The organism is Bacillus sp. AFS077874 (assembly GCF_002566505.1).
Lineage (GTDB): Bacteria > Bacillota > Bacilli > Bacillales > Bacillaceae_G > Gottfriedia.
Genome location: NZ_NUYF01000049.1, coordinates 13,444 through 37,441 on the forward strand (window position 1 = coordinate 13,444; position 23,998 = coordinate 37,441).

At 31.3% G+C, this 23,998-nt stretch carries 22 protein-coding genes and 1 other RNA gene; 6 read left to right on the forward strand and 17 right to left on the reverse strand.

Annotation, left to right across the window (positions count from 1 at the left end; all coding sequences use genetic code 11):
* Positions 1-254: 254 nt before the first annotated feature.
* Positions 255-1,769, reverse strand: coding sequence for a carboxypeptidase M32 (locus tag COJ46_RS20855; protein ID WP_097978854.1), 1,515 nt, complete (start codon positions 1,767-1,769; stop codon positions 255-257).
* A 168-nt stretch (positions 1,770-1,937) separates the two neighbouring features.
* Here COJ46_RS20855 and COJ46_RS20860 point away from each other — a divergent pair, with 168 nt between their 5' ends.
* Complete coding sequence (locus tag COJ46_RS20860; protein WP_098566253.1) at positions 1,938-2,558, forward strand: NAD(P)-dependent oxidoreductase; 621 nt, start codon at positions 1,938-1,940, stop codon at positions 2,556-2,558.
* 31 nt (positions 2,559-2,589) lie between these two features.
* Here the strand turns inward: COJ46_RS20860 and COJ46_RS20865 are convergent, their stop codons facing one another.
* Positions 2,590-4,521: an ATP-dependent DNA helicase gene (locus tag COJ46_RS20865; RefSeq protein WP_098566254.1), complete on the reverse strand. Its 1,932-nt coding sequence runs from the start codon at positions 4,519-4,521 to the stop codon at positions 2,590-2,592.
* A gap of 230 nt (positions 4,522-4,751) precedes the next feature.
* A complete protein-coding gene (locus tag COJ46_RS20870; protein ID WP_098566255.1) occupies positions 4,752-5,678 on the reverse strand; it encodes a Gfo/Idh/MocA family protein in 927 nt (308 codons plus the stop codon).
* 171 nt (positions 5,679-5,849) lie between these two features.
* Between COJ46_RS20870 and COJ46_RS20875 the strand changes: the two genes are divergently transcribed.
* Positions 5,850-6,068 carry a hypothetical protein gene (locus tag COJ46_RS20875; RefSeq protein ID WP_069031943.1) on the forward strand — a complete coding sequence of 73 codons (219 nt, stop codon included), beginning with the start codon at positions 5,850-5,852 and terminating at the stop codon, positions 6,066-6,068.
* A 125-nt stretch (positions 6,069-6,193) separates the two neighbouring features.
* Here the strand turns inward: COJ46_RS20875 and COJ46_RS20880 are convergent, their stop codons facing one another.
* The 4 genes from COJ46_RS20880 to COJ46_RS20895 all read right to left on the reverse strand — a co-directional run bounded on the left by COJ46_RS20880 (position 6,194) and on the right by COJ46_RS20895 (position 8,908).
* Complete coding sequence (locus COJ46_RS20880) at positions 6,194-7,345, reverse strand: THUMP domain-containing class I SAM-dependent RNA methyltransferase (protein ID WP_098429788.1); 1,152 nt, start codon at positions 7,343-7,345, stop codon at positions 6,194-6,196.
* 151 nt (positions 7,346-7,496) lie between these two features.
* Positions 7,497-7,881, reverse strand: an RNA gene (gene rnpB / locus COJ46_RS20885) — RNase P RNA component class B.
* Between the two features lie 78 nt (positions 7,882-7,959).
* On the reverse strand, positions 7,960-8,265 hold the full coding sequence (gpsB, locus tag COJ46_RS20890) for a cell division regulator GpsB (RefSeq protein ID WP_097978859.1): 306 nt from the start codon (positions 8,263-8,265) through the stop codon (positions 7,960-7,962).
* A 76-nt stretch (positions 8,266-8,341) separates the two neighbouring features.
* Positions 8,342-8,908: an SLOG family protein gene (locus tag COJ46_RS20895; RefSeq protein ID WP_098566256.1), complete on the reverse strand. Its 567-nt coding sequence runs from the start codon at positions 8,906-8,908 to the stop codon at positions 8,342-8,344.
* A 660-nt stretch (positions 8,909-9,568) separates the two neighbouring features.
* On the opposite strand from COJ46_RS20895, the gene COJ46_RS20900 reads away from it, so the two are divergent.
* Positions 9,569-10,297, forward strand: coding sequence for a GntR family transcriptional regulator (locus COJ46_RS20900; RefSeq protein WP_097978861.1), 729 nt, complete (start codon positions 9,569-9,571; stop codon positions 10,295-10,297).
* A gap of 48 nt (positions 10,298-10,345) precedes the next feature.
* On the opposite strand, the gene COJ46_RS25115 is transcribed toward COJ46_RS20900, so the two are convergent.
* Positions 10,346-11,152 (reverse strand): YppG family protein, encoded by an 807-nt coding sequence (locus COJ46_RS25115; protein WP_286133674.1) that lies wholly within the window; start codon positions 11,150-11,152, stop codon positions 10,346-10,348.
* Between the two features lie 200 nt (positions 11,153-11,352).
* Between COJ46_RS25115 and yppF the strand changes: the two genes are divergently transcribed.
* Positions 11,353-11,529: a YppF family protein gene (gene yppF / locus COJ46_RS20910; protein ID WP_084006691.1), complete on the forward strand. Its 177-nt coding sequence runs from the start codon at positions 11,353-11,355 to the stop codon at positions 11,527-11,529.
* A 134-nt stretch (positions 11,530-11,663) separates the two neighbouring features.
* Here the strand turns inward: yppF and COJ46_RS20915 are convergent, their stop codons facing one another.
* Together COJ46_RS20915 and COJ46_RS20920 are read right to left on the reverse strand one after the other, a co-directional pair.
* Positions 11,664-11,915: a hypothetical protein gene (locus COJ46_RS20915; RefSeq protein ID WP_097978862.1), complete on the reverse strand. Its 252-nt coding sequence runs from the start codon at positions 11,913-11,915 to the stop codon at positions 11,664-11,666.
* A 400-nt stretch (positions 11,916-12,315) separates the two neighbouring features.
* Entirely contained in the window at positions 12,316-13,326 is a 1,011-nt protein-coding gene (locus tag COJ46_RS20920) for a DUF2515 family protein (protein ID WP_097978863.1), read from the reverse strand.
* Between the two features lie 94 nt (positions 13,327-13,420).
* Here COJ46_RS20920 and recU point away from each other — a divergent pair, with 94 nt between their 5' ends.
* Together recU and COJ46_RS20930 are read left to right on the forward strand one after the other, a co-directional pair.
* Positions 13,421-14,032, forward strand: coding sequence for a Holliday junction resolvase RecU (gene recU, locus COJ46_RS20925; RefSeq protein ID WP_097978864.1), 612 nt, complete (start codon positions 13,421-13,423; stop codon positions 14,030-14,032).
* 50 nt (positions 14,033-14,082) lie between these two features.
* Positions 14,083-16,827: a transglycosylase domain-containing protein gene (locus tag COJ46_RS20930; protein ID WP_098566257.1), complete on the forward strand. Its 2,745-nt coding sequence runs from the start codon at positions 14,083-14,085 to the stop codon at positions 16,825-16,827.
* 101 nt (positions 16,828-16,928) lie between these two features.
* On the opposite strand, the gene COJ46_RS20935 is transcribed toward COJ46_RS20930, so the two are convergent.
* From COJ46_RS20935 to dinG, 7 genes are all read right to left on the reverse strand, one after another.
* Positions 16,929-17,432, reverse strand: a complete 504-nt coding sequence (locus tag COJ46_RS20935; protein WP_097978866.1) for a YpoC family protein — start codon at positions 17,430-17,432, stop codon at positions 16,929-16,931.
* On the reverse strand, positions 17,422-18,084 hold the full coding sequence (gene nth, locus COJ46_RS20940) for an endonuclease III (RefSeq protein WP_097978867.1): 663 nt from the start codon (positions 18,082-18,084) through the stop codon (positions 17,422-17,424). The genes COJ46_RS20935 and nth overlap by 11 nt, the downstream gene beginning before the upstream one ends.
* 46 nt (positions 18,085-18,130) lie before the next feature.
* Positions 18,131-18,841 (reverse strand): DnaD domain-containing protein, encoded by a 711-nt coding sequence (locus tag COJ46_RS20945; RefSeq protein ID WP_286133675.1) that lies wholly within the window; start codon positions 18,839-18,841, stop codon positions 18,131-18,133.
* Between the two features lie 288 nt (positions 18,842-19,129).
* Entirely contained in the window at positions 19,130-20,317 is a 1,188-nt protein-coding gene (locus COJ46_RS20950; RefSeq protein ID WP_097978869.1) for a pyridoxal phosphate-dependent aminotransferase, read from the reverse strand.
* 15 nt (positions 20,318-20,332) lie between these two features.
* Positions 20,333-20,797 carry a cell wall elongation regulator TseB-like domain-containing protein gene (locus tag COJ46_RS20955; protein WP_097978870.1) on the reverse strand — a complete coding sequence of 155 codons (465 nt, stop codon included), beginning with the start codon at positions 20,795-20,797 and terminating at the stop codon, positions 20,333-20,335.
* Between the two features lie 11 nt (positions 20,798-20,808).
* Positions 20,809-20,979, reverse strand: coding sequence for a YpmA family protein (locus tag COJ46_RS20960; RefSeq protein WP_082459338.1), 171 nt, complete (start codon positions 20,977-20,979; stop codon positions 20,809-20,811).
* A gap of 107 nt (positions 20,980-21,086) precedes the next feature.
* The gene (gene dinG / locus COJ46_RS20965) at positions 21,087-23,876 is read right to left on the reverse strand and encodes an ATP-dependent DNA helicase DinG (protein ID WP_098566258.1); all 2,790 of its coding nucleotides are present in this window, start codon (positions 23,874-23,876) and stop codon (positions 21,087-21,089) included.
* Positions 23,877-23,998: the final 122 nt, after the last annotated feature.

Genomic DNA, 23,998 nt, shown 5'->3' on the forward strand with positions numbered 1-23,998 from the left:
ATTTCAGTAACTTTAAATCTTCACTATTTCACTTAATTAAATTCAACTCTTCTTAATAAGTAATTGTGAACACGCTTTCATTTTTATCTATGATACTATAAAAAAGTAATTTATTAAATATCTAAATATGTCTATTCTTTGAACTTATTAAAAAAACACAAAAAAATAATAACTTGGAATTAATCATTTATTTATGTTTTCTTTAATAATGAGTATGAGGAGGTTCTTAACAACCTCCATCCATACGAATCAGATTAAACTAGATTATACAATTTAGAGTATTTATCTTCTAAGTAATCAATAAAGTATTTTACGTTTAACTCTTCCCCTGTAACATCTACTAATATTTCTTTTGGTTCTTTTAGTTTTCCATATTGGTGAATATTAAGGGTTAGCCAATCAACAATTTGATGAATCTCGCCGTTTTTTAAGATGGTTTCAAAATCGCTTAAATCCTGTTTCATTTTATGCTTAAACTGTGCTGCGTACATCGCACCTAATGCATATGAAGGAAAATAACCAAAATCTCCACCTGCCCAGTGAACATCTTGAAGAACACCTTCTCGATCGTTTGATGGAACGATACCTAAGTATTCTTCCATTTTATCATTCCATACTTTTGGCAAATCCTTTACTTGTAAATCACCATCAAACAGTTCTTTTTCAATTTCATATCGAACCATTATATGCAATGGGTATGTACATTCGTCCGCTTCAATTCGAATTAATGAAGGCTCACTATGGTTTATTGCTTTATAAAATTCTTCTACCGATAAATTTTTAAAATACTCACCGGTTTTTGCAATTAAATTTTCATACTGAGCTTCCCAAAATTCTTTACTTCTTCCAATCATATTTTCAAAGAATAGTGATTGAGACTCGTGAATTCCCATCGATGCACCTTCACATAATGGTGTCCCTATTAAATTTGATGATAAATTTTGCTCATATAGCGCATGTCCACATTCGTGAATTGTTCCAAAAAGTGCACTCATAAAATTATCTTCAATATATTTCGTTGTTACTCGAACATCACCAGGATTTAATGTAATCTGAAATGGATGAACTGTTTCATCTAAACGACCTGATTCGAAATTATAACCTAATTTTACAAGTATCTCTTCACTAACTTCTTTTTGAAGATTAATTGAGATCGGTTGTGACAATTCTTCGCGAATTAGTTTAGTTTGTGAATTTGAAATTTTCGCTACTAATGGTACAAGACTTTTTCTTACTTTACCAAAAACTTCATCTAGCTTCCCAGTTGTCATGCCAGGCTCATAAAAGCTTAATAATGTATCATATTTCTTATCTTTATAGCCCCAATATTCAATGAATTGTTTTTTCATCGCTACAATTTTTTCTAAATATGGTTGGAACTTACTAAAATCACCTTCATTTTTAGCGTCTTCCCAAGCATTTTCACTTAATGAACAAAGCTTTACATATTCTGCATATTCATTTTTAGGGATTTTACAGTTTAAATCATAATTTTTTCTACATTCCTTAACAGATTTTTCAATGATTTCATTTAAGTTTCCTGTGTCTATTTCTTTTTCTAATAAATTTAAATAGTTTTCCATTGTACTTGATGTTGTCATTTCAAATACTTCTGCAGAAAGCTGACTGATGACATTTGATCTTTGTTCAGCTCCATTTTTAGGCGCTCCCGTTCTTAGGTCCCAATACATAACATTAATTGCTTCATTATAATTTTCGATTTTCTTTAAATAGTCAGTAAATTCTTCTTGTATTTTATTAATTGCCATATTTACCCCTCATTTCTAAATTTTAGGATGTTAATTTCATTCTATCATAACTTTTCTATTGAATTAAAATTAAGCTTAAAAAGCACTTTCATTATCAGAAATCATGTGCTTAAGTTTATTAAAAGACATAATCAATAAAAATATTGTACAATACAGCAAGGTGATGTTATGAAAATATTATTATTAGGAGCAACCGGAAGAGTTGGTTCTTTTTTAGTGGATTTATTATTAGAAGCTAACTGTGAAGTAATTGCTTTAGTAAGAGATGAACAAAAAATAACGATTAAACATGAAGCTCTTACAGTTTTAAAAGGAAATACGCTAAATGAAAAAGATTTAAATTTAGCTTTAGAAAACGTAGATGGAGTAATTTCTGCCTTAAATACTGGAGGTGAGAATATTTTATCTAAAACAATGGGACTACTAATCCCTCTTCTTGAAAAGAAACAAATAGGTAGGATCGTTACAATTGGAACTGCAGGTATTCTACAATCAAGAGTTAATCCAACCATTCTACGCTATAAAAGCTCTGAATCAAAACGAAAATCAACAACTGCAGCAACTGATCATGAAAAAGCTTTTAACTTATTAAATGAAAGTCAGTTAAATTGGACGATTGTTTGCCCAACTTACTTACCTGATGGTCCAATAACTAAAAATATTCGTGCTGAAAAGAATTATTTACCAATTGATGGCCATCGTATTACAACTGGAGAAACTGCTTTTTTCGCATTTAAAGAATTTTTCGAATGTAATTTTAGTAAATCTAGAGTTGGAATATGCAATTAAAAAAGCTAGCGAATGCTAGCTTTTTTAGCTTTTAAGATGGATTAACAGGTAAACTGTTTAAGATTTTTTCTTTCGTTTCATTGTTTAGATCATTCTCAATAAATAAAACGATTTTTCCTTTATCTTCATGACTACGGATTAGTCGTCCAATACCTTGGCGTAATCTTAATAACATATACGGCTCATCGATCTCGAAGTAAGGGTTTTGTGCATTTTGACGTTTTGATTGGAATACCGGATCATTTGGCGGGAATGGTAGAGCGTGAATAATCACTTGACTTAGTGACATTCCTTGAATATCTAATCCTTCCCATAAATGAACAGCACATAAAGACGCGTTAATATCTTCTTGGAATTTTTGTACAATCGAACTAATTTCTTCTTCACCTTCAAAGTATAAATTGAAGTCCAATTTTTCTTTATCAACTTGCAGTTTAAATTTTTTCATTTCTTGAGTTGAATTGAAGAGAATTAATGTACTTCCGTTATTTCCCTTTAACTTCTCAATAATCTTTTCATTTTTTTCCTCAATTTTGGTTGGGTCAACTTGATTTAACTCTATTTTCATTTGTTCATCATAATCAAACGGAGAATTGACCGAAAATGATAAGTAATCTTTTATCCCTAAACTACCTGCGATATAATCAAAAGAACTATTTTGAGAAAGAGTTGCAGATGAAAATACAATCGGCATTTTTTGATTAAATACTTTTTCTTGTAAAAGCTCATTTACCGCCTTAGGCATGATGACTAATGTTAATTCATTTTGATTATACTCAATCCATTGAATTGCTGTAATTTCATTAATAAATAAATTTAAGCAACGCTCAACATCATCTAAATGCTCATCAACAATATTTAGCTGATATTCATCAATCGTATACATTTCACTTTCAAAGACTAATTCGTCACCAATGCTACTAATTTGAGACTTTAATCTCCTTGCTAACTTAATTAATCTTTCATTCATATTCAGTTTAAAACGTCTAGATCCTTCAACTTCTTCGGTATTGTTATCTAATTCAAAAAAGAATTGATCGTACGTTTCTAATGTATCTTCTAGTAACTGTTGGAAGCTTTCACGCGTACCTGATTGCATTAAAAATGATAAAAATGTATTTAATGTCTCTTGTTGCAGACGATAAGTTAACGATTTTTGACTTGCAAATTCAAGTAAGTGTCCTTCATCAAATACTACACAACTAGGATTAGGTAGTAATGGCAATTGACCTTCACGTTTTCTAGATTCTACCGTCCAAATATGCTCCATATAAAATTCTTGTGAGCATACAATTAGGTCAGTTGCTTTACGATAATGTTCTCTTGAAAGAGTTTGTCCACATCTATGTCTTTGTTCACAAGTAGAACAATCCTGGAAATAATCATATGAAATTGTATCCCACTCTTCGTCTGTTAAGTCCTTATATTCTGTACGGTCTCCATATGGAATAAATTTTTGGAGTGTACCATAATCATTTACAAAGCTTGGTAAATTTTCATAAACCCCTAAAACAGCATCTGATACATCAATTTCTGAACGTTGTAAATCCAATTTCTTTAAACATAAATAATTTGTAGTTGACTTTGCTAACCTAACATCAATTGACAAATTTAAAGCATTCGATAATTTTTCAATATCCCCATTTTTCTTTACTAGCTGTTCAATTAAAGATTCATCAGCACATGCGATAATAGCTGGCTTACCTGTATATCTTGCATAGCATAAACAATATAGTAAATAGACAAACGTTTTACCTGTACCCACGCCTGCTTCAGCAAAAATAACTTTCTTTTCTTTAAACGCTCTTTCAAGCTGATAAGCCATAAAAATTTGCTCATCTCTTAACTCATAGCCTGCATCTGGTAATAAATCGTAAAAAACGTCCCCAATCCATTCCCCTAGCTTTTCAATAAATTGGTCTTGCTTTCCTACCTCAAAAGGTAATTTAGTTGAATGACTCATTGCTACCCCCAAAATGTAAATTAAAAAGAAAAAGTCCTCGTTTGAGAACTTTAATTTTGCAAATTTATTCGATCCATTATATTATTTAAAAATTGTCTCTACCCGCTATCATACAAAAAATGTGAGGGAAAGGCAAGGGAAATAAGGCATGATCACCTAAAGACTAAGGGAATTGGATATTTGGAACGAAAATATATTTGCTTTAAATTCGTAAAGCTTTCTAGATAACTTTACCAGCCTTTTGCCTGCTTTATCATTTCTTCAACAATCATTTGAGATTTTAATGCTTCTTCTCCATTGATCGATGGATTTTCATCAGAGTTTATGCAATTGATAAAATGGTTAATGCAATCCTCAAAACCTCTTTGTTTTAATGTTGTGTCCCATGATGATGAAAACGAATTATTTATTGAGTTGTTTTTTTCTACTTCGAAGTTGTTCATATTTTTTACCCTTATAATCGAACCTTCAGTAATTAATTCTAAGCGCTCAAGATTTGTTCCTGCCATTCGGTGCATTACTGAATTAATAGTAGCTCCTTTTAACGATTCAAATTGGTGAGTAGCATACTCTAATTGATTAGTATGAGTAAGTTTGACTCTACCATTAATCAAGTTAACTTCTCCATCTGCAAACCATCTAATGGTATCAACTAAATGTAAATAATCATCAAGCATCGTAAACTCGAATGAATTAGACCCAATTTTATTCTCTCGATGTTTTTCAAATCTGATTACCGCTATATTCTTTGCCTGTTCTTTTGCCTGCACATACATTGGACAGAATCGGCGGTTGAATCCAACCATAAGTTTTCGATTTAGTTTAATACTTAATTCAGTTAATTTCTCTGATTCTGGCAATGTAGCTGCTAGAGGTTTATCAACATAAACATCTTTACCTTTATTTAGCAAATACGATACAACCTCAAAATGTGAACTAGTTGCACTATGTACAAAAACTGCGTCACTTTGTTCTGCAAGTAATTCCAAACTTTCAAAATCTTGAATTCGATATTGTGAACATATTTTCTTACGTTTTTCTTTATTTGGTGAAAATGCACCGATAAAATCCCAGTTTTCTTCTTTTGTAAGAATTGGTAGATATGCTTTTTGTGCAATATTGCCTAATCCTACCATTCCAATACGTGGTTTTTTCATTTTTGATCAGTCCTTTAGATTGGCTTATTTTTCTAGATTTATTGTAACAAATTATCTTTCTTCATTTAAAAGAAAAATGATTATATTTCAAAATTATCTAATGGCAATAACATTCGAATTATCGGGAAATCTATAAAATAATCATAAAAATGGTAGTTTGGAGGTGATTATTTGTACTTATATTCTTTAATACAGACTAATTTTGATACAAATGATGATATAAGTGTTGTAAGAGACCTTTATTTACTTCAGCACGAAAAGAGTTTCTCTAATGATGAATTCCATGATCTAGTCACTCAATATAAAAGTACTGCAGAAACGAATTGGCATGTTGCACATTTACTTGAAAAAAATCACGGTTTTAGAATTGTACCTGCAATAAATTTATAATGCTACTAAACGAATTCAATTTTTGTTCAAGTTTTGTTCGTAAAAACTTGAACAAAATACGTTATTATAAATAAAAAGGTGCCCCAATCGTCTAAATAGACATTGGGAACACCCTTTTAACTTTTTTACTCTTCAATTCTTCTTGGAGGTCTTTTTCCAAAGTATTGATAATAGTCAGTTTTAATGAAACCATTAAATAATTTACGTTTCTTTGTTGCTGGTTTACCGTAAAATTGTTCAAATCCCTCATGACTAGTAAGTAGATACACTGACCATGTATCTAATTTTGTAAAAACATTCCCCATATCTGAATATAACTTTTCAACGTAAGGTCGATCGTTTAAACGCTCACCATATGGTGGGTTGGTAACAACATATCCATACTCAGATTTAGTAGTAAAGTCTTTTACTTGCATTTGTTTAAATGCAATTGAATCTGATAATCCAACTTCATCAGCATTCGCTTTTGAAACATTAATCATTCGATGATCAATATCTGAACCGATTATTTCTAGTTTTTGATCATAATTTGCTAAGTCTTCTGCTTCTTGTCTTGCTTCATTCCATCTTTTTTTACCAATCCAATGCCAATCTTCAGACGCAAAGCTTCTAAACGATCCTGGAGCGATATTATGTCCAATTAATGCAGCCTCAATTGGAATTGTACCAGATCCACAAAATGGATCAACAAAAGGTAAATCAGCATTCCAATTCGTTAGTAATACTAATGAAGCCGCAAGTGTTTCTTTTAATGGTGCTTCACCTTGATCTACACGATATCCTCTTTTATGTAAGCCTTCACGACCAGTAGTATCAATCGTTAATGTTACGATATCTTTTAAAATAGAGACCTCCACTCGAAATAATGGACCATCTTCAATTAACATACCTTGAATATTTTGGATTGTTTTTAATTTATCAACAATTGCTTTTTTGACGATTGCTTGGCAATCAGATACTGAAAATAATTTTGATTTATGCGATTTTCCTGACACAGGAAATTGACCGTTTCTTGGGATAAACATATGCCAAGGTAAAGCTTTTGTTTTTTCAAATAATTCATCAAATGAGGTTGCCTTAAATTCACCAACACGTAGTTTCACTCGGTCAGCTGTTCTAAGCCACAAATTCGCTTTCACAATACCAGCTTCGTCCGCTTTAAATAATACTCGACCATTTTCAACTACTACATCTTCAAACCCTAGGCTTTTTATTTCTCTAGCGACTAGTGCTTCGATCCCCATTGCAGCAGTAGCAATTAATGTATATTTCGCCAATTTAACCACCTATCTCATTCAAACTAAGAATGAACTTTTCTTTTCATATTTTCATTTTAATTCCTATTTTCATTATGAACAATTTACGTCGAAATTACAAAAAACTCTCCATAGAATGAAGAGTTTTTAAAAAGTTTCATCATTTCATATGTTCTGTAAGCCATGTTCTGTACCATTCGTACTTCAAACGGCTCTCGCCTCGTACTACTAGGTGGTAATCATCTATCTACAGAATAATCTGTCCCTTTCTCTGTTCAATTCCTTTGAAAGGATTCCCCTACCATAATTTGGGTTTCTCACTCGTGGGGTTTACCGCGTTCCACTCCTCTCATTTCTTCGAGGACTACGTCACTGTGGCACTTTAAAGGTAGTAGAACCATATCCTAAAAGGACTTAGGTCCGTTCCCTGCCGTTAGCTGATACACAGCTACCCTATCTTATGACTTCGATAGGCACGAACACTACAGCCATCGCAGGACTGTGCGAGCATGGACTTTCCTCAACAACGTCAAGCGTTGCAGCGATTACCCGAACATATTGAAACGAACATTTATTAGTATAGTAAATTATACTTAAGTTTGCAATGCTTTCTTAAAATATAAATTAAGTTAAAATTATTCGAATAGTTTACTACCAAAAACATGCTTCTCTAAATTTGATAATCTTTTTAGAACATCAGTATTCGTATTATTAAAAGGTGAAGGCGGAGGTGTAGCTGTGTTTTTTTGATCCTCCAACAATTTTTTATACTTTGCATTTTCTTGTTGTAGGGCTACGATTTGATTTTGAAACGATTCATAATCTTTAATGACCGTGTCTAAGTATTGATCCACTTCCTCTTGATTATATCCTCGCATTGAAACTTTAAATTCTTTATTTAGGATATCTTTTATACTTAGTTTTATTTTTGTTGATTCCATGTTTATCACCCCAAAACATTTAGAAATATTTACCTTCTATTTTTTCAAACTCTTCATAAATTGTCAATTATCTATTCTATAATTCCCTATATTTATTGTCATCATTCTCAAAAGACTCTTCTGCAATCACTTGTAAATCGTCAAATGTGATGATTTCTACAGGATAATTAAATAGTTCATTTTTCTTGTATGCTAAATCATATAAATATTTAGGACTACCTTCTTTTTCATTATCGTAAAATAAAATACATCCGTCACTTTTACTAACTAAAAATTCATTTTTTGCTTTTAACTGTATTGGAGATTCGTATGGTTTTCTAGAAATTGAGTCGACGTGATCCGCCCCAATTAAGATTTCATTATAATATTCTTTATTTGCTTCATTCCAATTTTTCTCTTGATCTTCGTAGGGTGTAAAAATACCCAACTTTATTTCGGGATAATCAAGCTGAAGATCGAATACTACTTCTGCGGCCCATAATTCAGTACCCATTTGCCCTGAAATAATAATCCATTCTAGTTCATCTATAAAGAAAAGTATTTTATTTTTTATTGCTTTTTTTATGTACTTAACTGCATCGTGTTTATTCGAAAAAATGCCTAATTCAAATGATTTATAACCAGATATAAGTAGTATCTTCATATTACCTCACAATAATAAATTAGGAAGAACTAAAAGTTCTTCCACAAATTAAATTTTATTAAATACTCTGCTTTATTTCAAATATTTAGTAACAAATAAATATTGTAAGTATATTTATCTCGCAAAAATCATTTATTTAAATAATATTCAAATGTAGAAATTTATATTGAGGGAATCTAATATTTAACTTTGCATTGTAGTCATAAGCTTAGTGGAAATCAACTATTAAGACCAATTTAAGATCAATATTCAATATTTGATTGCTGCTTATAGAGGATATTTTATTCCCTTTAGATTAGTTATTGTGATAGGAATATTATTGTTAAAATTTTTTCGTCGAAATTCTAAGATAAAATTACATATAAAGCTTGTTTAAAACTCGTAAAAATAATTAATGTTAATGTAATTGTGAAAAAAAATAAAAAAAGTATTTTGTTCAAAATTATCCTCTCCAATATCCTAAATATACTTTTATGTCAACTTTTTTATTTTATTAGGTTTGAACATATTTCACAACAATAAAATTAATAATGATTAAAAGTTTAAATATTCTGATTTTTGAGAGTATACACAATGATTGCCGAAAGCATTTTATTCCTTTAAAATGAGTTATGAAATCGTTTTAAATATAGATAATTAATGCAATTCAAGGAGTAAAAAATGATTAACAAAAATTCCCCAATACCAATTTATCATCAATTATTAGAATACATAAAATGTAAAATCGCTTCAGGTGAATACCCTGCTGATGAATTGATTCCATCAGAAAGAGAGTTTTCAGAGAAATTCCAAATATCTCGTATGACCGTTCGACAAGCATTAAATAATTTAGTTCAAGAAGGAATTGTTTACAGACAAAAAGGTAAAGGTACATTTGTTAGTCGTCAAAAAGTTGAAAAAAAAATTAGTAGATTAAATAGTTACACAGAAGAAATGATTGAGAGAGGTTTAAAACCAAGTAGTAGGTTAGTTCAATTTGATATTTTAAATTCTGATAAAGCATTATCCAATATACTAAAGATAAAAGAAAAAGATCCTATTTATTTTATAAAACGTGTCCGTTTAGCAGACTCAATTCCTATGTCGATTGAAAGTATCCACGTGTCATGCGATATTGCTCCAAACTTAAATCAAAGTGTTTTAGAAAAATCATTCTTTGATTATGTAAATGCCAATATTCCAGATCCTATTCAATATGCTGATCAATCGATTCAAGCTAGAATGCCTTCTGAAGAAGAAGCACAATTATTAGAAATTCCGCCAAATTGTCCCGTATTGGCCATTTATCGTACAACATATTTAAGAAGTGGCAAAGTTTTAGAGTACGAATTGACTGTATACAGAGCCGACCGCTACAAGCTTGTACATTCTTTATCTAGAAATGATTAATCGTATAGAAGGTAAATTCTTTATTCAAATAAAAAAAGCNNGCTTTTTTTATTTGAATAAAACCCCTATTTGTTTAAATAGTCCACCTACTTGATTCATCGTATTCATCATTTGACCCGCAGTAGACATCATTTTTGGGACATCGTATGAACCTGAACCATTTTTAAATTGATTTAATATTGATGAAAACTGAAATGATTGACCATTATTATTTTGCTGGTTTAATTTTTTTGGTTGTGTTGGATAAGGTGTACTAGGCGCAAACATTGGTGGAGTTGTAAATGGGCCTTGTTGTAACATTTGAGCATGTTGAGGTTGCATTGAATACTGGTGATTTTGAGGGCTGCTTAAATAGTTCGTTTGATTACCGAATTGTGAAGAATACATTGGCATATATGGATATTGGTTTTGCATCATTCCGTAATAATTAGGATCGTATTGATACCCTTGGTTATATGAAACAGTAGGATTCTGCATTGAAAAGTGTTGTGGTGCTGCATACTGCATTTGACTTTGATCATAACTACCTGTTTGTGTTGATGGTCCCCCATAAGGAGATGGCTCAATCATCTGAGATTGTTGGATTGATTGTGTTGGTTGAACTGGTTGAACTGGTTGTGTTAGTTGAGTGGATTGTGCATGTTGAGTCTGTTGCGATTGAACTGGCGATTGTAGTGTATTCATAGTATGGTTTTGGGAAAAAGGTTGAATTGTATTTCCATAATAACGCTGATTTTCATTTGATATTTGATTCATTTCTGGAAAATTAAAATTCTCATCAATCACTTGATTTTGCTTTCTAAACCATTCAAAGCTGTTATCTGAATGATTTGGAGGAAACATTTGAGATCTCATATTCTCACATCCATTATAAGTTTTCTCATTTATAAATATGTTACAAATGCCTATTCTGTTACTTCTATTATTTTATGCGCTATTTGTCATAATATGTCGGAAGTTTAAATTTTTAAAAAAATTTAAATTTTAAATATTTATGGTACATTTTATTTAGTTATACAAGTTGTTAATTAAATTTTAATGTTGGAGGGGTAATAATGACTTTACAAGAATTAAAGAGCAAGTTTATTTCATCAAAAAGTTTCGAACCAACTGACTTTAATCAATTAATGGACTTTTTACAACAAAATTACCTAAATGGTGAGGTTACTATTCAACATTACAGAGAATTAGTTAAAGAACTTGAACTATTTGGCGCTTGTAAGCCAATTTAGAAATCGGGAATATAATATTATAAGAAATAAAGCGATACACATTTACTAAATTGTAAAAGTGTATCGCTTTATTTAATTCCATTATTCTCTTATCCCTTCATTCAAATCAAATATGTTTTAATTATATATATTTATTAAATATTAAATGCTAATTGTCTTCCTAAAAATGGTGTTGAGATCCAACTACCACCCTCTTTTGCTTGACTTACTTTCTTTTCAAAATGATGAAGATGCACTGTTGTTGACTGGATCTTATTTAAAAGTAAATTCTTTTCTTCATCACATTTTTGATCAATTCTTAAAGCTAAGGAGTGCTCAATAAATTCTACCTCATTTAAAAATTCATCAATTGCTCGAAAAAATTCATCTCTTTGAATTAACTCCATACAGTTCAACTCCTCTTCCTAATTTTCTATACAGAATAAATTCAACAACAGTTCATCTACCTCCTTCCCTAGTGACAAAACTAGAACTATTTCGCTAAACAAAGTGAATAAAGGTATTTTCATCTATAATTTCGACAAAAAAACTTGTAACGTGGAACAGAATTGGGAAAGGTATATTACATGGAGGTGTTTCAAAATGGCAAAAAACAAAAATGAAAAAAAGAAAAAACAAGAAAAAAGTAAAAGTCAACAAACTGGTAATCCAAAATTAGATGGTCCTAATTTCCCTGCTACATAAATAGTAGGAACCACTCGATTGTTTCGATTGAAAAATCGATTTAAAAGAAAAAAGCTAGCATTTGTGTGCTAGCTTTTTTCAGCGAAAATTTATAACCCATTTTTATTGAAAGATCGATTTCAATTTTAACAATGAACCAAGCAGCTCTTGTTTTATTAAAAAAGATTGCTTAAAACTATCTCCATTAATAACTTCCTCATATTCATACCATTCATTTAAAATTTTACTATTTGTATACCAATCATCTAGAGCAGTTCGTGTATGAGGAATTATTGGATAAACATCTCTTAATTTCGGATTATTTGAACTTGTAATTCCGACTAACCCTTCATAATCAGTTCTACTGCCTGTGTGAATAGTTTGCATGGCAAAATCGATAAATTCATTGTGTAAATCCTCATGAAATAAAATGGAATATAATTGTTTACCAATTTGAATTCTTTTCGTTAAATCCTCAAATTGGTAAACACCAAGTCCATATAGTTCACCATTTCTTGTTGGAAATATAACATAACTAAGTTTTAATTGTTCCTGAAGTTTAAATGCTAAAGAATTAAAAACTTCACTTTTAAAAAATTTATTTTGAATGACTGGTCTTTCAATCATATTTTGTTCATTAATAATTAATGAATAAACTAGTCTTTTCTTATCACGATCCGTCCAATATTTCTCCCATTCAATTTCCATAAAACTAGATACTGAAAAATATTTCAATAAATAAAATAATGGCTTATTATTCACTTTTGAATATTCAAAAAGAAGTAACTGTGGGAATGCATCTAAAAAAATAATCCAATTTGCCCGTTCATATGTCATAAAAAGCTGTTTTCTTTGTTTTACACTTAGTCCTTTAACGAATATTTGGTTTTCTAAATCTGTCATGTTATAGCCTGCATTACGCGACACCATACTTGCAAGAAAAGACCACTCGATTTCACTTTGTCTTAAAAAATATTCTTGGTATGCAATCGTTCTGGAAATATTATCAGCATTATATTTAACTGTTTCTTTCTTTATTAAATCAATAAGTTTTGCTTCTTCCTTTGATAAATTGTGGTGCTCTTCTCTTCTTTCTTTTATGAAACCTTTCCAGCTTTCATGGTTTGCATTCATTGACTCACCCCAAGCAATCTGGTATTTTTTTACACGAACATCTGTTTTAGTGCTATAATACAAGTTGTATGTAAATTAAGGTGGAGTTGGTTTTATGACGATAAGTTACCCAAATCGAAGAAATAATGTAGTTCAAAAAAGTCAAAAAAATAACGAAATACAAGTAAAATCAAATAATACTTATAGTAATCGCGGAATGTCCCTTGAAGATGATTTAAATGCTACTAATACGTATTATTTATCAAATAACATCGCAAACATACATAAAAAACCAACACCTGTACAAATCGTAAAAGTAGACTATCCAAAAAGAAGTGCTGCAGTGATTAGGGAAGCCTATTTTAAGCAACCATCAACTACTGACTATAATGGCATCTATAAAGGGAAGTATATTGATTTTGAAGCTAAGGAAACCAATAATAAGACTAGTTTTCCTTTACAAAATTTCCATTTACACCAAATAGAGCATATGGAAAATGTACTGAATCACGGTGGAATTTCGTTTGTCATATTAAAATTTTCATTATATAATGAAATTTATTTTATGAAAGCCACTGATATTCTTACCTTTTGGAAAAGGCAAACAGATGGTGGAAGAAAATCAATTTCTAGAGAAGAATGCAAAGAGTATGGAGCGTTACTTAAACCAAGTTATCCAATCATAGTTCCTTACTTAAAATGTATCGATGAACTTTTTGTAATTTAATATTTTCATAATTTCATTAAGTTCATTTGAAAGGCAGGAGAAACAAAAAAATGGCAAAAGAGTATAGTTCACGACAAGAACGAAAACAAATGGAAATGGAAAAGCCTTCAAATGTCAAACCAAAAAAACGTGAAGGTTTATGGAAAAAGATTACTTTATCAATATTAACTTTAGCGGTACTTTGTATTCTTGGGGGTGTTGGAACTTTCTATTATTTAGTAAGTGATGCACCTAAACTTGATGAATCAAAGCTTAAAGTACCTTTATCGTCTACGATTCTAGATAAAAATGGCAATGTTATTGCTGAGCTAGGAACTGAACAAAGAACGAAAGTTTCATATAACGAGATTCCTAAATTAGTAGAAAATGCATTTATTGCTACTGAGGACGTACGTTTTTATAAGCATAAGGGTGTTGATATCCGCCGTGTGCTTGGCGCAGTTTTAGCTAATATTACTGGTGGATTTGGATCACAAGGTGGTAGTACGATTACTCAACAAGTTGTCAAAAACTCATTCTTGTCTCCACAAAAAACAATTAAACGTAAAGTACAAGAATGGTATTTATCATTCCAGCTGGAACAAAAATATTCTAAACAACAAATTTTAGAAATGTATTTAAATAAAGTTTACTTCTCAAATGGTTTAAAAGGCCGAGGAGTTTATGGTGTAGCAAAAGCAAGTGAAACATATTTTAGTAAAGATTTATCGAAAATTACATTACCTGAAGCAGCTACACTTGCTGGTATGGTACAAAGTCCAAACAACTATAATCCAGCAAAACATCCAGCTGAATCAGAAGCTAGAAGAAATGTTGTATTAAGCCAGATGAAAAAATATGGATATATAACGAATGAACAATATGCTAGTGCAAAAGCAATTCCAGAGAAATCATTAGTAAAAGTTCATGAAAGTGGTCAAACAAAGTATCAAGCATTCATTGATGTTGTTATGGATGAGGTAAAAAAATACGGTGATGCGGATATAAATACAGATGGATTAACAATTGAAACAACTATAGATCCAAAAGCACAAGCAAAAGCAGATGAAATTATTAATCGTGGATCTGACTTTTATCCAAGTGATGATTTCCAAACTGGTTTTGTATTAACTGACACTAAAACAGGTGAAATTAAAGCTGTAGGTGCTGGAAGAAACACAACAAGTGGTGGTTTAAATTTTGCAACAGATATTAAAAGACAACCTGGATCAACTATTAAACCAATCCTAGACTACGGTCCTGCGATCCAATATTTAAAATGGTCTACTAATCATCAACTTGTTGATGAGCCATATCAATATTCTGATGGGACACCTATTCGAAACGCTGATAAATCCTATAAAGGTAAATTATCGATTCGTAAGGCGTTAATCGGTTCAAGAAATATTCCTGCATTAAAAACTATGCAGCAAGTTGGATTAGATAAATCACGTGAATTTGGAAACGGACTTGGATTTAACTTCCAAAAGGACAGTTTTTATGAGTCTCATGCAATCGGTGGATTTACAGGTGTATCTGCAATGGATATGGCAGGTGCATATGCAGCCTTTGGTAATGGCGGTGTATATATAAAACCACATGCTGTTACAAAAATTATCTATCAAGATAAAACTGAAAAAGTATTAGCTCCTGAACCAAAACAAGCAATGAGCGATTACACTGCATATATGATTACAGATATGCTACGTGATGTTGTTAAGGCTCCAGGTGGTACGGGTGGTAGAGCTAATGTACCTGGTCTGGATATGGCAGGTAAAACTGGTACTACAAACTACCCACAAGAAGTTAAAGACAAATATGGCTTCCCTTCAAACGCAACTCGAGATAGTTGGTTTGTTGGTTATACTCCAGATGTAACTATTTCGGTATGGACTGGATATGAGAAAAATAAAGAAGGTCATTATTTAAGTAAAACATCAACAAATTTAGCTAAATATATTGCTAGAGATATGTTAGCAGCAACAGCTGATCGTTCATCTGAGTTCCATAAACCAAATTCAGTTGTAAAAGTACAAGACGAATTATATATTAAAGGTGAAAAAATGGATGATCTACCAACACCTGATACATTAGATCCAGCTAAAAGTGTTACAGCGAAATATGATGAAAAAACGAGCAGTGTTTCATTAAATTGGCAGTATCCTTCTGAGTTACTTGCTTCTACTACTTTTGAAGTAAACTATGATATTAACGGTGTTAAAGGTCAAACTCAAAAAGTAAATGGAACATCAGCAAAAATTAATGGTATCGTCGCTGGAAACAAAGTAAAAATTACAATCGTGGCAACTAATGGCGATACTAAGAGTGCGGCGGTTACTGTTACAGTCGATTTATCTACTACCCAAGAGCCTACTACCCCACCAGCTGATAATAATGGCAATGGTAATGGTAACGGCAATGGTAACGGCAATGGTAACGGCAATGGCAATGGTAACGGTAACGGCACAGGTACTGGCAACGGTGACGGCACAGGTACTGGCAACGGTGACGGCACAGGTACTGGCAACGGTGACGGCACGGGTACTGGCAACGGTGACGGCACGGGTACTGGCAATGGTGACGGTACGGGTACCGGCAACGGTGACGGCACGGGTACCGGGAACGGTGACGGCACGGGTACTGGTACAGGTGATGGTGGCGGAGCTGGAGATGGTAATACAAATCCAACTACACCTCCTACTACACCAGATCCAAATAAACCATCAAAACCAACAAATACGAATCCAACTTCGTATAACTCAGATTCATACTCTAATAATCGATTTAATAAGTTGGAACGTAATATCATTGCATAAATTAAAAACCTCCTCGTTTTTTGAGGAGGTTTTTCTATGTAATTAATCTAAACATTAAGCCTAAGAATAACTGATCTACTCTAAATATAAAATAAGCCTCCTCATCTTGAGGAGGTTATTTTTTGCTTATAATAAAGCTTTTCCAACTCCGTATATAAGCCAGAAAGTTGAATGAATGAGTGATAGTGATCTGGTTGATTTAATACAAAACTAATACGCTCATCTAAATTAATTGGCTTAATCTTTAATTTATTTAACTCAAGTAATAAATTATTTAAATTAAGCAGCATTTGGCCATTTATCCAAGTAAGAATTGATATAAAATTAGCTAAGCCTCTTATCATTGGCTCACTCGCAAGTTTTCGATTCCGTTGTTTAAAGTAGTTAGAAATGTGTTCAGACTCCTCTTTCCATTCATTAATCATCTCTTTAATAATTTCATCGCATTCATTCGGGATGTTAGTGCTCTTATTAACTAGAATCTGATTACTTTCATAAAAAAACGGTATATTTTTAATTTTAATTTCTTCATTGATTATTTGGTCATTAACATTGTCTTTATAAAATGGCGTAACGATAAAATCCTTATAAATACTATTTGTCATTTACTTTCTTCACTTTCATACGTTTTTTTCCTTCTCTACACAGATCAAGTAAAGGACATACCTCACAACTCGGTCTTTGAGCTTTACAATGGTATCTACCAAAAAATATGAGTCGATGATGTGTTACTCCCCAGTCTTCGATTGGAACTTTTTTCATTAGTGTCTCTTCTACTTCTAATACAGAATCTTTCCAACGGCATATAGCTAATCTTTTTGAAACTCTTTCAACATGAGTATCTACAGCAATTGCTGGTATATTAAATGCGACTGACATTACTACATTAGCTGTCTTTCTACCAACTCCAGGCAATTTAACGAGTTCTTCCCTAGTACGTGGAACTTCACCATTAAATTCATTAATAATCATTTCACTTAATTTTTGGATATTTTTTGCTTTGTTCCTAAAAAGTCCGATTGACCGAATATCATTTTGTAATTCCTCTAAAGTAACATTTAAATAATCCTGAGGTTCTTTATATTTTTCAAATAGATTTTTTGTTACCTTATTTACTAAAACATCAGTACATTGAGCGGATAAAGCAACCGCTACTACTAATTCAAACGGATTCTTATGGTTTAATTCACAATGTGCATCAGGGAACATTTCACCAATTATATTAAGAACCTCATTTATTTGTTGTTTATTTAACATCCCAAAACACTCCTTACTAAACAAAAGCGAGGAGCATGTCCTCGCTTTATTTTTCAAGCCAATTATAAAAAGGAATTGATCCTGTATACTTTGTTTCGTTTTGTGGTTCTCTTGTTTCTTTTTTTCTAAAATGCTTACTATAATTCATTGCTTGGTCTACTTGCTTTATTCCATTTTTCTTCCACTCAAAAAGAATACGATCTATATAACGAAAATTTAATTTCCCACTTATAACTGCTTCTTTAAGTGCTGTTTTTATTAGTTTTTCATTATGATCATCTTGGTCCATCCACATTGTTAAAGTTTCAATCTCAAAAGGAGACAATAATCTACCAAATTCTTTTTCAAACACTAAGTAAATTGATTCCTCTTCTTGTTCAATAATTGAAGGATTAGTATGTTTTTCATTTGATTGTTGACCATTCTGGGTCAAATCAATTAATTTTAACCATAGCGGAGATAGTGAATATGCCTCACAACGTAAATTATGATGGTCAATTTCTTCCGTAATTTCTAATAAACCTTTTTTTAGAAGTTCTCGAATAACTTCCATACATTTTTGTTCATTTATTGACATAATCTTTGCTAATTGAGTAGGTGTTGGAAACGTATGACCTTGTTGTTGAAAAGAGAAAAGCTGTAGAATCATGACTAGTTCTTCTTCATTTATGTTTAAAGAAGAATAATGACTGAGAAGTATATTTGGAATACTAATATTCCCAAATTGAATCCAGTTTAGAATGCTATTATTATTCACTTCGAACACCTCTAGCATAGTATAGCATGATTACATAAAATATACAGTAAAAGAAACTCGTGAAATAAAAATAAATAGAGGCATGTAAATCACACCTCTATTTTAGTATATCTATTTAGTATTTAAAAAACCAACTAATAAATTATTTAATTAAGGATATAATCTGTTTAATAAATTGGAAATGCTTTTGCTTAGTGGTGCTTAAAATTAATACAAAAAATGTATTGAAAAAAGCTAAGCATTTGCTTAGCTTTTGTATTTAAAAATATGAGTTACCAACGTTTGAAATTAACTTAAGATACTTGCTTTCATAAATTGCTCAATGCGATCTAACGCTTTATCTAACTGTACTTGAGATGTTGCATATGATAGGCGGATATTATCAGGTGAACCAAATCCTGAACCAGGGATTACCGCTACATTAGCTTTTTCAAGTAATTCAGTAGAGAATTCATCTACATTTTGATATCCAGCCATTTTAGCTGCCTCAGTCACATTTGGGAATAAATAAAATGCACCATTCGGTTTAACACAGCTAAATCCTGGAATTGTAATTAAGCGCTCATAAGTTTTATTTAAACGATCTTCAAACGCTACTCTCATTTCCTCAACAGGACCATCGCCTAACTCATATGCTTTAATCGTAGCGATTTGAGCCATTGTAGTAGGATTTGAAGTAGAGTGGCTAGCAAGATTTGTCATGGCATTAATTATTTCCTTATTACCAACAGCATATCCAATTCTCCATCCTGTCATTGAATGAGATTTTGATACACCATTGATAATAATCGTTTGCTCTTTAAGCTCTGGGCTTAACGAAGCAATTGAAACATGTTTTGCACCATCATATACTAATTTCTCATATATTTCGTCAGAAACGATTAATATATCATGTTTTAAACAAATTTCTCCGATTGCTTTTAATTCTTGCTCATCGTAAATCATACCAGTTGGATTACTTGGTGAATTAATAATGATCGCTTTTGTATTCTCTGTAATCGCTGCTTCGATTTGTTCAGGTGTTACTTTAAATTGTTGATGTTCATAACCTTCAATAAATACTGGTACACCTTCTGCTAATATAACTTGCTCAGGATAGCTTACCCAGTAAGGTGTCGGAATAATTACTTCGTGACCAGGATCTAAAATCGCTTGGAAAAGTGTGTAAAGTGCATGTTTTGCACCATTTGTTACAACAACCTCTCCTGGGGAGTAAGTTAATCCTTGATCTTTCAATAACTTATCACAAATAGTTTGTCTTAAAGCTGGTAAACCGTTTGAAGGAGTATATTTAGTTTGGCCTTTAAGCATTGCTGAATAAGCTTCTTCAATAATTTCAACTGGTGTATTAAAATCAGGTTCACCTGCTCCTAATCCTATTACATCAATTCCTTGATCCTTCATCTCTTTTGCTTTTGCTGTAATAGCTAGTGTTGTAGATGGTGTTAGTGCACTTACTCTTTTTGCTAGTTTCATCTTGTTAATTTCCCCCTAAATACTATAACGTTTTAAAAGCTCTCCATTTTCGAAAGCAGCGTAGTAAAAATTATATCGGCCGTCTTGGTCTATATATACTACTTCCCAAAGTGGTATTTTGTTCTCTATTCCTAACTTTACTTTATGTATTTTTTTTGGGTTTCTCTCACTGACAACTTTGTCAATGATTTGTTTTTGGGTCAACCCTTCACTTTTCTTTCGTGTAATAACTTCTCCATCCTGTACCCACGCGATCATTTCATTATTTGCATCATCTTTACCACTTACAACTATCGCTTGTTCTTTTCCATGGAAATAATCAGAAGTTTCCACAGATTTTAAATACCCTTGATTTAAAACAAGCTCTTCGGCATGATTTTTATCATCACTTAGCTTTGAAATTGATGATTGATAGGTGGCGATTAAAAATAATGATAGAAAAATGATGCTTAATCCAAGGATGACTAACCATTTTTTCATATATACCTCATTTATGTTCGATAAATTGTAAATACCGCATATTCTTGATCTTCTTTATCAAGTGCAAGTCCAAACATTAAATCTTTTTCTTTTAAAGTACGATTTAAACTATCAACAATTTTGTATAAATCTCTAGTATATTCAATTTTTGTTGTTGATAATACTTCAATATTTGAATTCATGTTGCTCCTCCTAAAAATGTATTATAAATACATTACAATTTATGTCATTATACCACACGTCTAACCTTAAATCCCCTACTATTCTTATGCTAAATTTTGAAAAACTCCTAAAAATCTTTTAATAATTCATCCATTGTATTAATTTTTATTTTGTTTTTCGGGATTAACTTTAAAAATTCTGAACCATAACTAGTATTTATTATGCGATTATCTAAAACAAATAATGAACCTTGATCTTTTTCATTTCGGATAAGACGACCATAACCTTGTCTGAACTTAAATACTGCTAATGGTAAAGCCAAACTTGAGAAAGAATTTTCTCCAGCTTTTTTTAATAAATTTGATTTAGCAATAAACATAGGCTTTTCAGGGTTTGTAAACGGTAAGCGTACAATGATTAAACAATCTAATTCTTCATTAGGTAGGTCAATTCCTTCCCAAAAAGTGTTCGTACCTAATAAAATTGTTTGTTTAGATTGTAAAAACTGTTTTATTAACTTTTGTTTTCCACCAGGAGAAACACCTTGAGCTAATACAGATGAATTCAGTGAGTCTAAATCTTGTATTAATTGATCATAAGTCTGTTTTAATAAATCAAAAGCTGTAAATAAAACTAATGTTCTACCTTTTATTCCCGCAACAATTTTGCGAATTGTATTCGAAGTTTGTAATGCATACTCTTCTTGTGTAATCTCTTTTATTCCCATTAAATCTGAAGGAATATAGACTCTCATCCCTTGGGCAAAATCATTTGGGACAGGGTAGATTTTTTCAATAACATTGTTATTTTCACTAATTCCTAATGATGACCTTATAAATGAGAAGGATGAATCAATCGACATTGTAGCAGATGTTAGTACAATAGAATTTCTTCCACTAATTAAATAATTTTGTATTAAATCTGCATTTTCAACTTTCTCACTATAAAGCATTGTCGTATGAAATGAACCTTTTGCTTCAGTTTCCATCCAGCAAATATAATGATCATTTTTATCGAATAATATTTCATAAAGACCATTTTTCATGCTTCTTAATTGGTCAATAATCATTTTAAACTCCGTAACGATTGAACGGTGAAACGCTGATACCTTATTATCTTCAATTAAATTTAAATATTGCTCGCAACCCGTGAATAAAGTGTTATTCACGTGCATTAATCTATTCGCACATTCTTGAATAACCTTCCAATTTTGGCTAGCAGTATTTTTATCACTTAATGTAATTGACTGTCTAATATTTTCTTTATCAAGTTCATTTTGTTTACTTAAAATAAAATCACGTAATAACCTAAATAACTCTTCTGATTCATACTTTATTTCTTTTACTAAATGATCAACTTTTTTCCACCATTTTTCACGAATTGGTATTCCCTCATCAAATTTATATAATCGGTGAACAAGTTCATTACTATCAGTAGTACTTAATCTACTTAAATATTGATAATATTTTAAACAAGAAAAAGTGATTCCAAAAGTTTTTGATGCAGTCTCCTCAAGAGCATGTGCCTCATCAATTACAATCGTTTTAACAGAATTAATTAAGTGATCTTTATTTTTTAAAGTAGACAATAAATATGCATGGTTTGTAATAATTATATCGGCTAACATTAATTGATTTTTAGCCTTTTGATAAAAACATTTATGAAACCAAGGATTTGCTTTTTTATTTTCACTTTCTTCGTTACAACAAACACGATCCCATAAATGTAAGCCACCTGAAGGAAGTGATAATTCATCTAATTCCCCAGTTTCAGTTTCAGTTAACCAAACTGTTATCATAGCCTTAGATAAAATACTATCGTAATTATCATCAAATTGTTCGCCAACAATATACTCAAATTTTTGCAGACATAGATAATTTCTTTTACTTTGTATAGAAGCTATTTTTAACTGAAATGGAACTATTTTTTCAACCGTTTTTATATGTTTTTTAAGTAATTGTTTTTGTAACGCGATGGTACTTGTACTAATGACCACTTGTTTGCCAAATTGTTTTGAGAAAAATGCTGATGGAATTAAATAACCAAATGTCTTGCCAACACCTGTTCCAGCCTCAGCTAAGAGAATATTATTCTGGCTAAATGCATCGAACACATCGTGCATATACGCAAATTGTTCATCTCTTTTTATAAAATTTGGAATTTCTACAGCCATCTGATCTACAAGCTCACGTTTAAGATGCTCGTCGAATTCTACAAAATCTTCTTCTTCTTGAGGTAAACTAAAGCTTCTTTTTTTCAGCGCTATTCGTCTAAATTCTTCATAATCAACAGATTTATTTGAAAAGGATTCAGATTGCTTTTGAAGTAGATCCGAAATATAGTATGTAATATCACTTTTAAAGCTAGTGCTAAGTTTTTCTAATATTTTTAATGATGCATATGGCAAGCTCTCAAGTTTTTTTAATAAAATGGTTAATAATTCGGCAGTAACTTCAGCATCACTATCAGCTTGATGTGGGTTTTCATGTTGTATATTGAATACTTTTGCTAAATCGGATAATTTATAACTAGTTAAAGTTGGATATAAAATTCTTGTTAACTCCACTGTATCAATAGCTAACGGTAAAATTTTTGGTAAACCAATCCGCTCAAATTCTTTTTGCAAAAATGTTAAGTCAAAATGCACATTGTGTGCAACAAAATAAGCGTCATTAAACATCGGGTATAATTCTTCAACTATTTGTTCAAATTGAGGAGCATATTGAACCATTTCATCTGAAATCCCTGTTAGTTCAGAAATAAAGGTTGGAATATTCATGTTTGGATTAATAAAACTTGAAAACTGTTCAATAACTTCTCCACTTTCCAATAAAAAGGCTGCAATTTGAATAATTCGATCTTGACCTCTATTATTATTTCCGGTTGTTTCTAAGTCAACGACCACAAATTTATTCATATTTTGCCACCTCCAAATTCTCTATATAGATATTATTTTGCATAAACAGATTAAACAATGCAACCAACAAAAAAATCCCCTAAAGAAGGGGATTTCAAATTGCCCTCAAACGCTCGTTTTCT

What these genes read in the sequence shown, in the direction of transcription:
- recU (WP_097978864.1), top strand. Translation starts at nt 13,421, where the DNA reads ATGACGATAAGTTACCCAAATCGAAGAAATAATGTAGTTCAAAAAAGT.
- COJ46_RS20895 (WP_098566256.1), bottom strand. Translation starts at nt 8,908, where the DNA reads ATGAAGATACTACTTATATCTGGTTATAAATCATTTGAATTAGGCATT.
- COJ46_RS20855 (WP_097978854.1), bottom strand. Translation starts at nt 1,769, where the DNA reads ATGGCAATTAATAAAATACAAGAAGAATTTACTGACTATTTAAAGAAA.
- COJ46_RS20950 (WP_097978869.1), bottom strand. Translation starts at nt 20,317, where the DNA reads ATGAAACTAGCAAAAAGAGTAAGTGCACTAACACCATCTACAACACTA.
- nth (WP_097978867.1), bottom strand. Translation starts at nt 18,084, where the DNA reads ATGTTAAATAAACAACAAATAAATGAGGTTCTTAATATAATTGGTGAA.
- gpsB (WP_097978859.1), bottom strand. Translation starts at nt 8,265, where the DNA reads ATGGAATCAACAAAAATAAAACTAAGTATAAAAGATATCCTAAATAAA.
- COJ46_RS20960 (WP_082459338.1), bottom strand. Translation starts at nt 20,979, where the DNA reads ATGAATTCAAATATTGAAGTATTATCAACAACAAAAATTGAATATACT.
- COJ46_RS20900 (WP_097978861.1), top strand. Translation starts at nt 9,569, where the DNA reads ATGATTAACAAAAATTCCCCAATACCAATTTATCATCAATTATTAGAA.
- COJ46_RS20865 (WP_098566254.1), bottom strand. Translation starts at nt 4,521, where the DNA reads ATGAGTCATTCAACTAAATTACCTTTTGAGGTAGGAAAGCAAGACCAA.
- COJ46_RS20935 (WP_097978866.1), bottom strand. Translation starts at nt 17,432, where the DNA reads ATGACAAATAGTATTTATAAGGATTTTATCGTTACGCCATTTTATAAA.
- COJ46_RS25115 (WP_286133674.1), bottom strand. Translation starts at nt 11,152, where the DNA reads ATGAGATCTCAAATGTTTCCTCCAAATCATTCAGATAACAGCTTTGAA.
- COJ46_RS20930 (WP_098566257.1), top strand. Translation starts at nt 14,083, where the DNA reads ATGGCAAAAGAGTATAGTTCACGACAAGAACGAAAACAAATGGAAATG.
- COJ46_RS20860 (WP_098566253.1), top strand. Translation starts at nt 1,938, where the DNA reads ATGAAAATATTATTATTAGGAGCAACCGGAAGAGTTGGTTCTTTTTTA.
- COJ46_RS20955 (WP_097978870.1), bottom strand. Translation starts at nt 20,797, where the DNA reads ATGAAAAAATGGTTAGTCATCCTTGGATTAAGCATCATTTTTCTATCA.
- COJ46_RS20920 (WP_097978863.1), bottom strand. Translation starts at nt 13,326, where the DNA reads ATGAATGCAAACCATGAAAGCTGGAAAGGTTTCATAAAAGAAAGAAGA.
- COJ46_RS20915 (WP_097978862.1), bottom strand. Translation starts at nt 11,915, where the DNA reads ATGGAGTTAATTCAAAGAGATGAATTTTTTCGAGCAATTGATGAATTT.
- yppF (WP_084006691.1), top strand. Translation starts at nt 11,353, where the DNA reads ATGACTTTACAAGAATTAAAGAGCAAGTTTATTTCATCAAAAAGTTTC.
- COJ46_RS20870 (WP_098566255.1), bottom strand. Translation starts at nt 5,678, where the DNA reads ATGAAAAAACCACGTATTGGAATGGTAGGATTAGGCAATATTGCACAA.
- dinG (WP_098566258.1), bottom strand. Translation starts at nt 23,876, where the DNA reads ATGAATAAATTTGTGGTCGTTGACTTAGAAACAACCGGAAATAATAAT.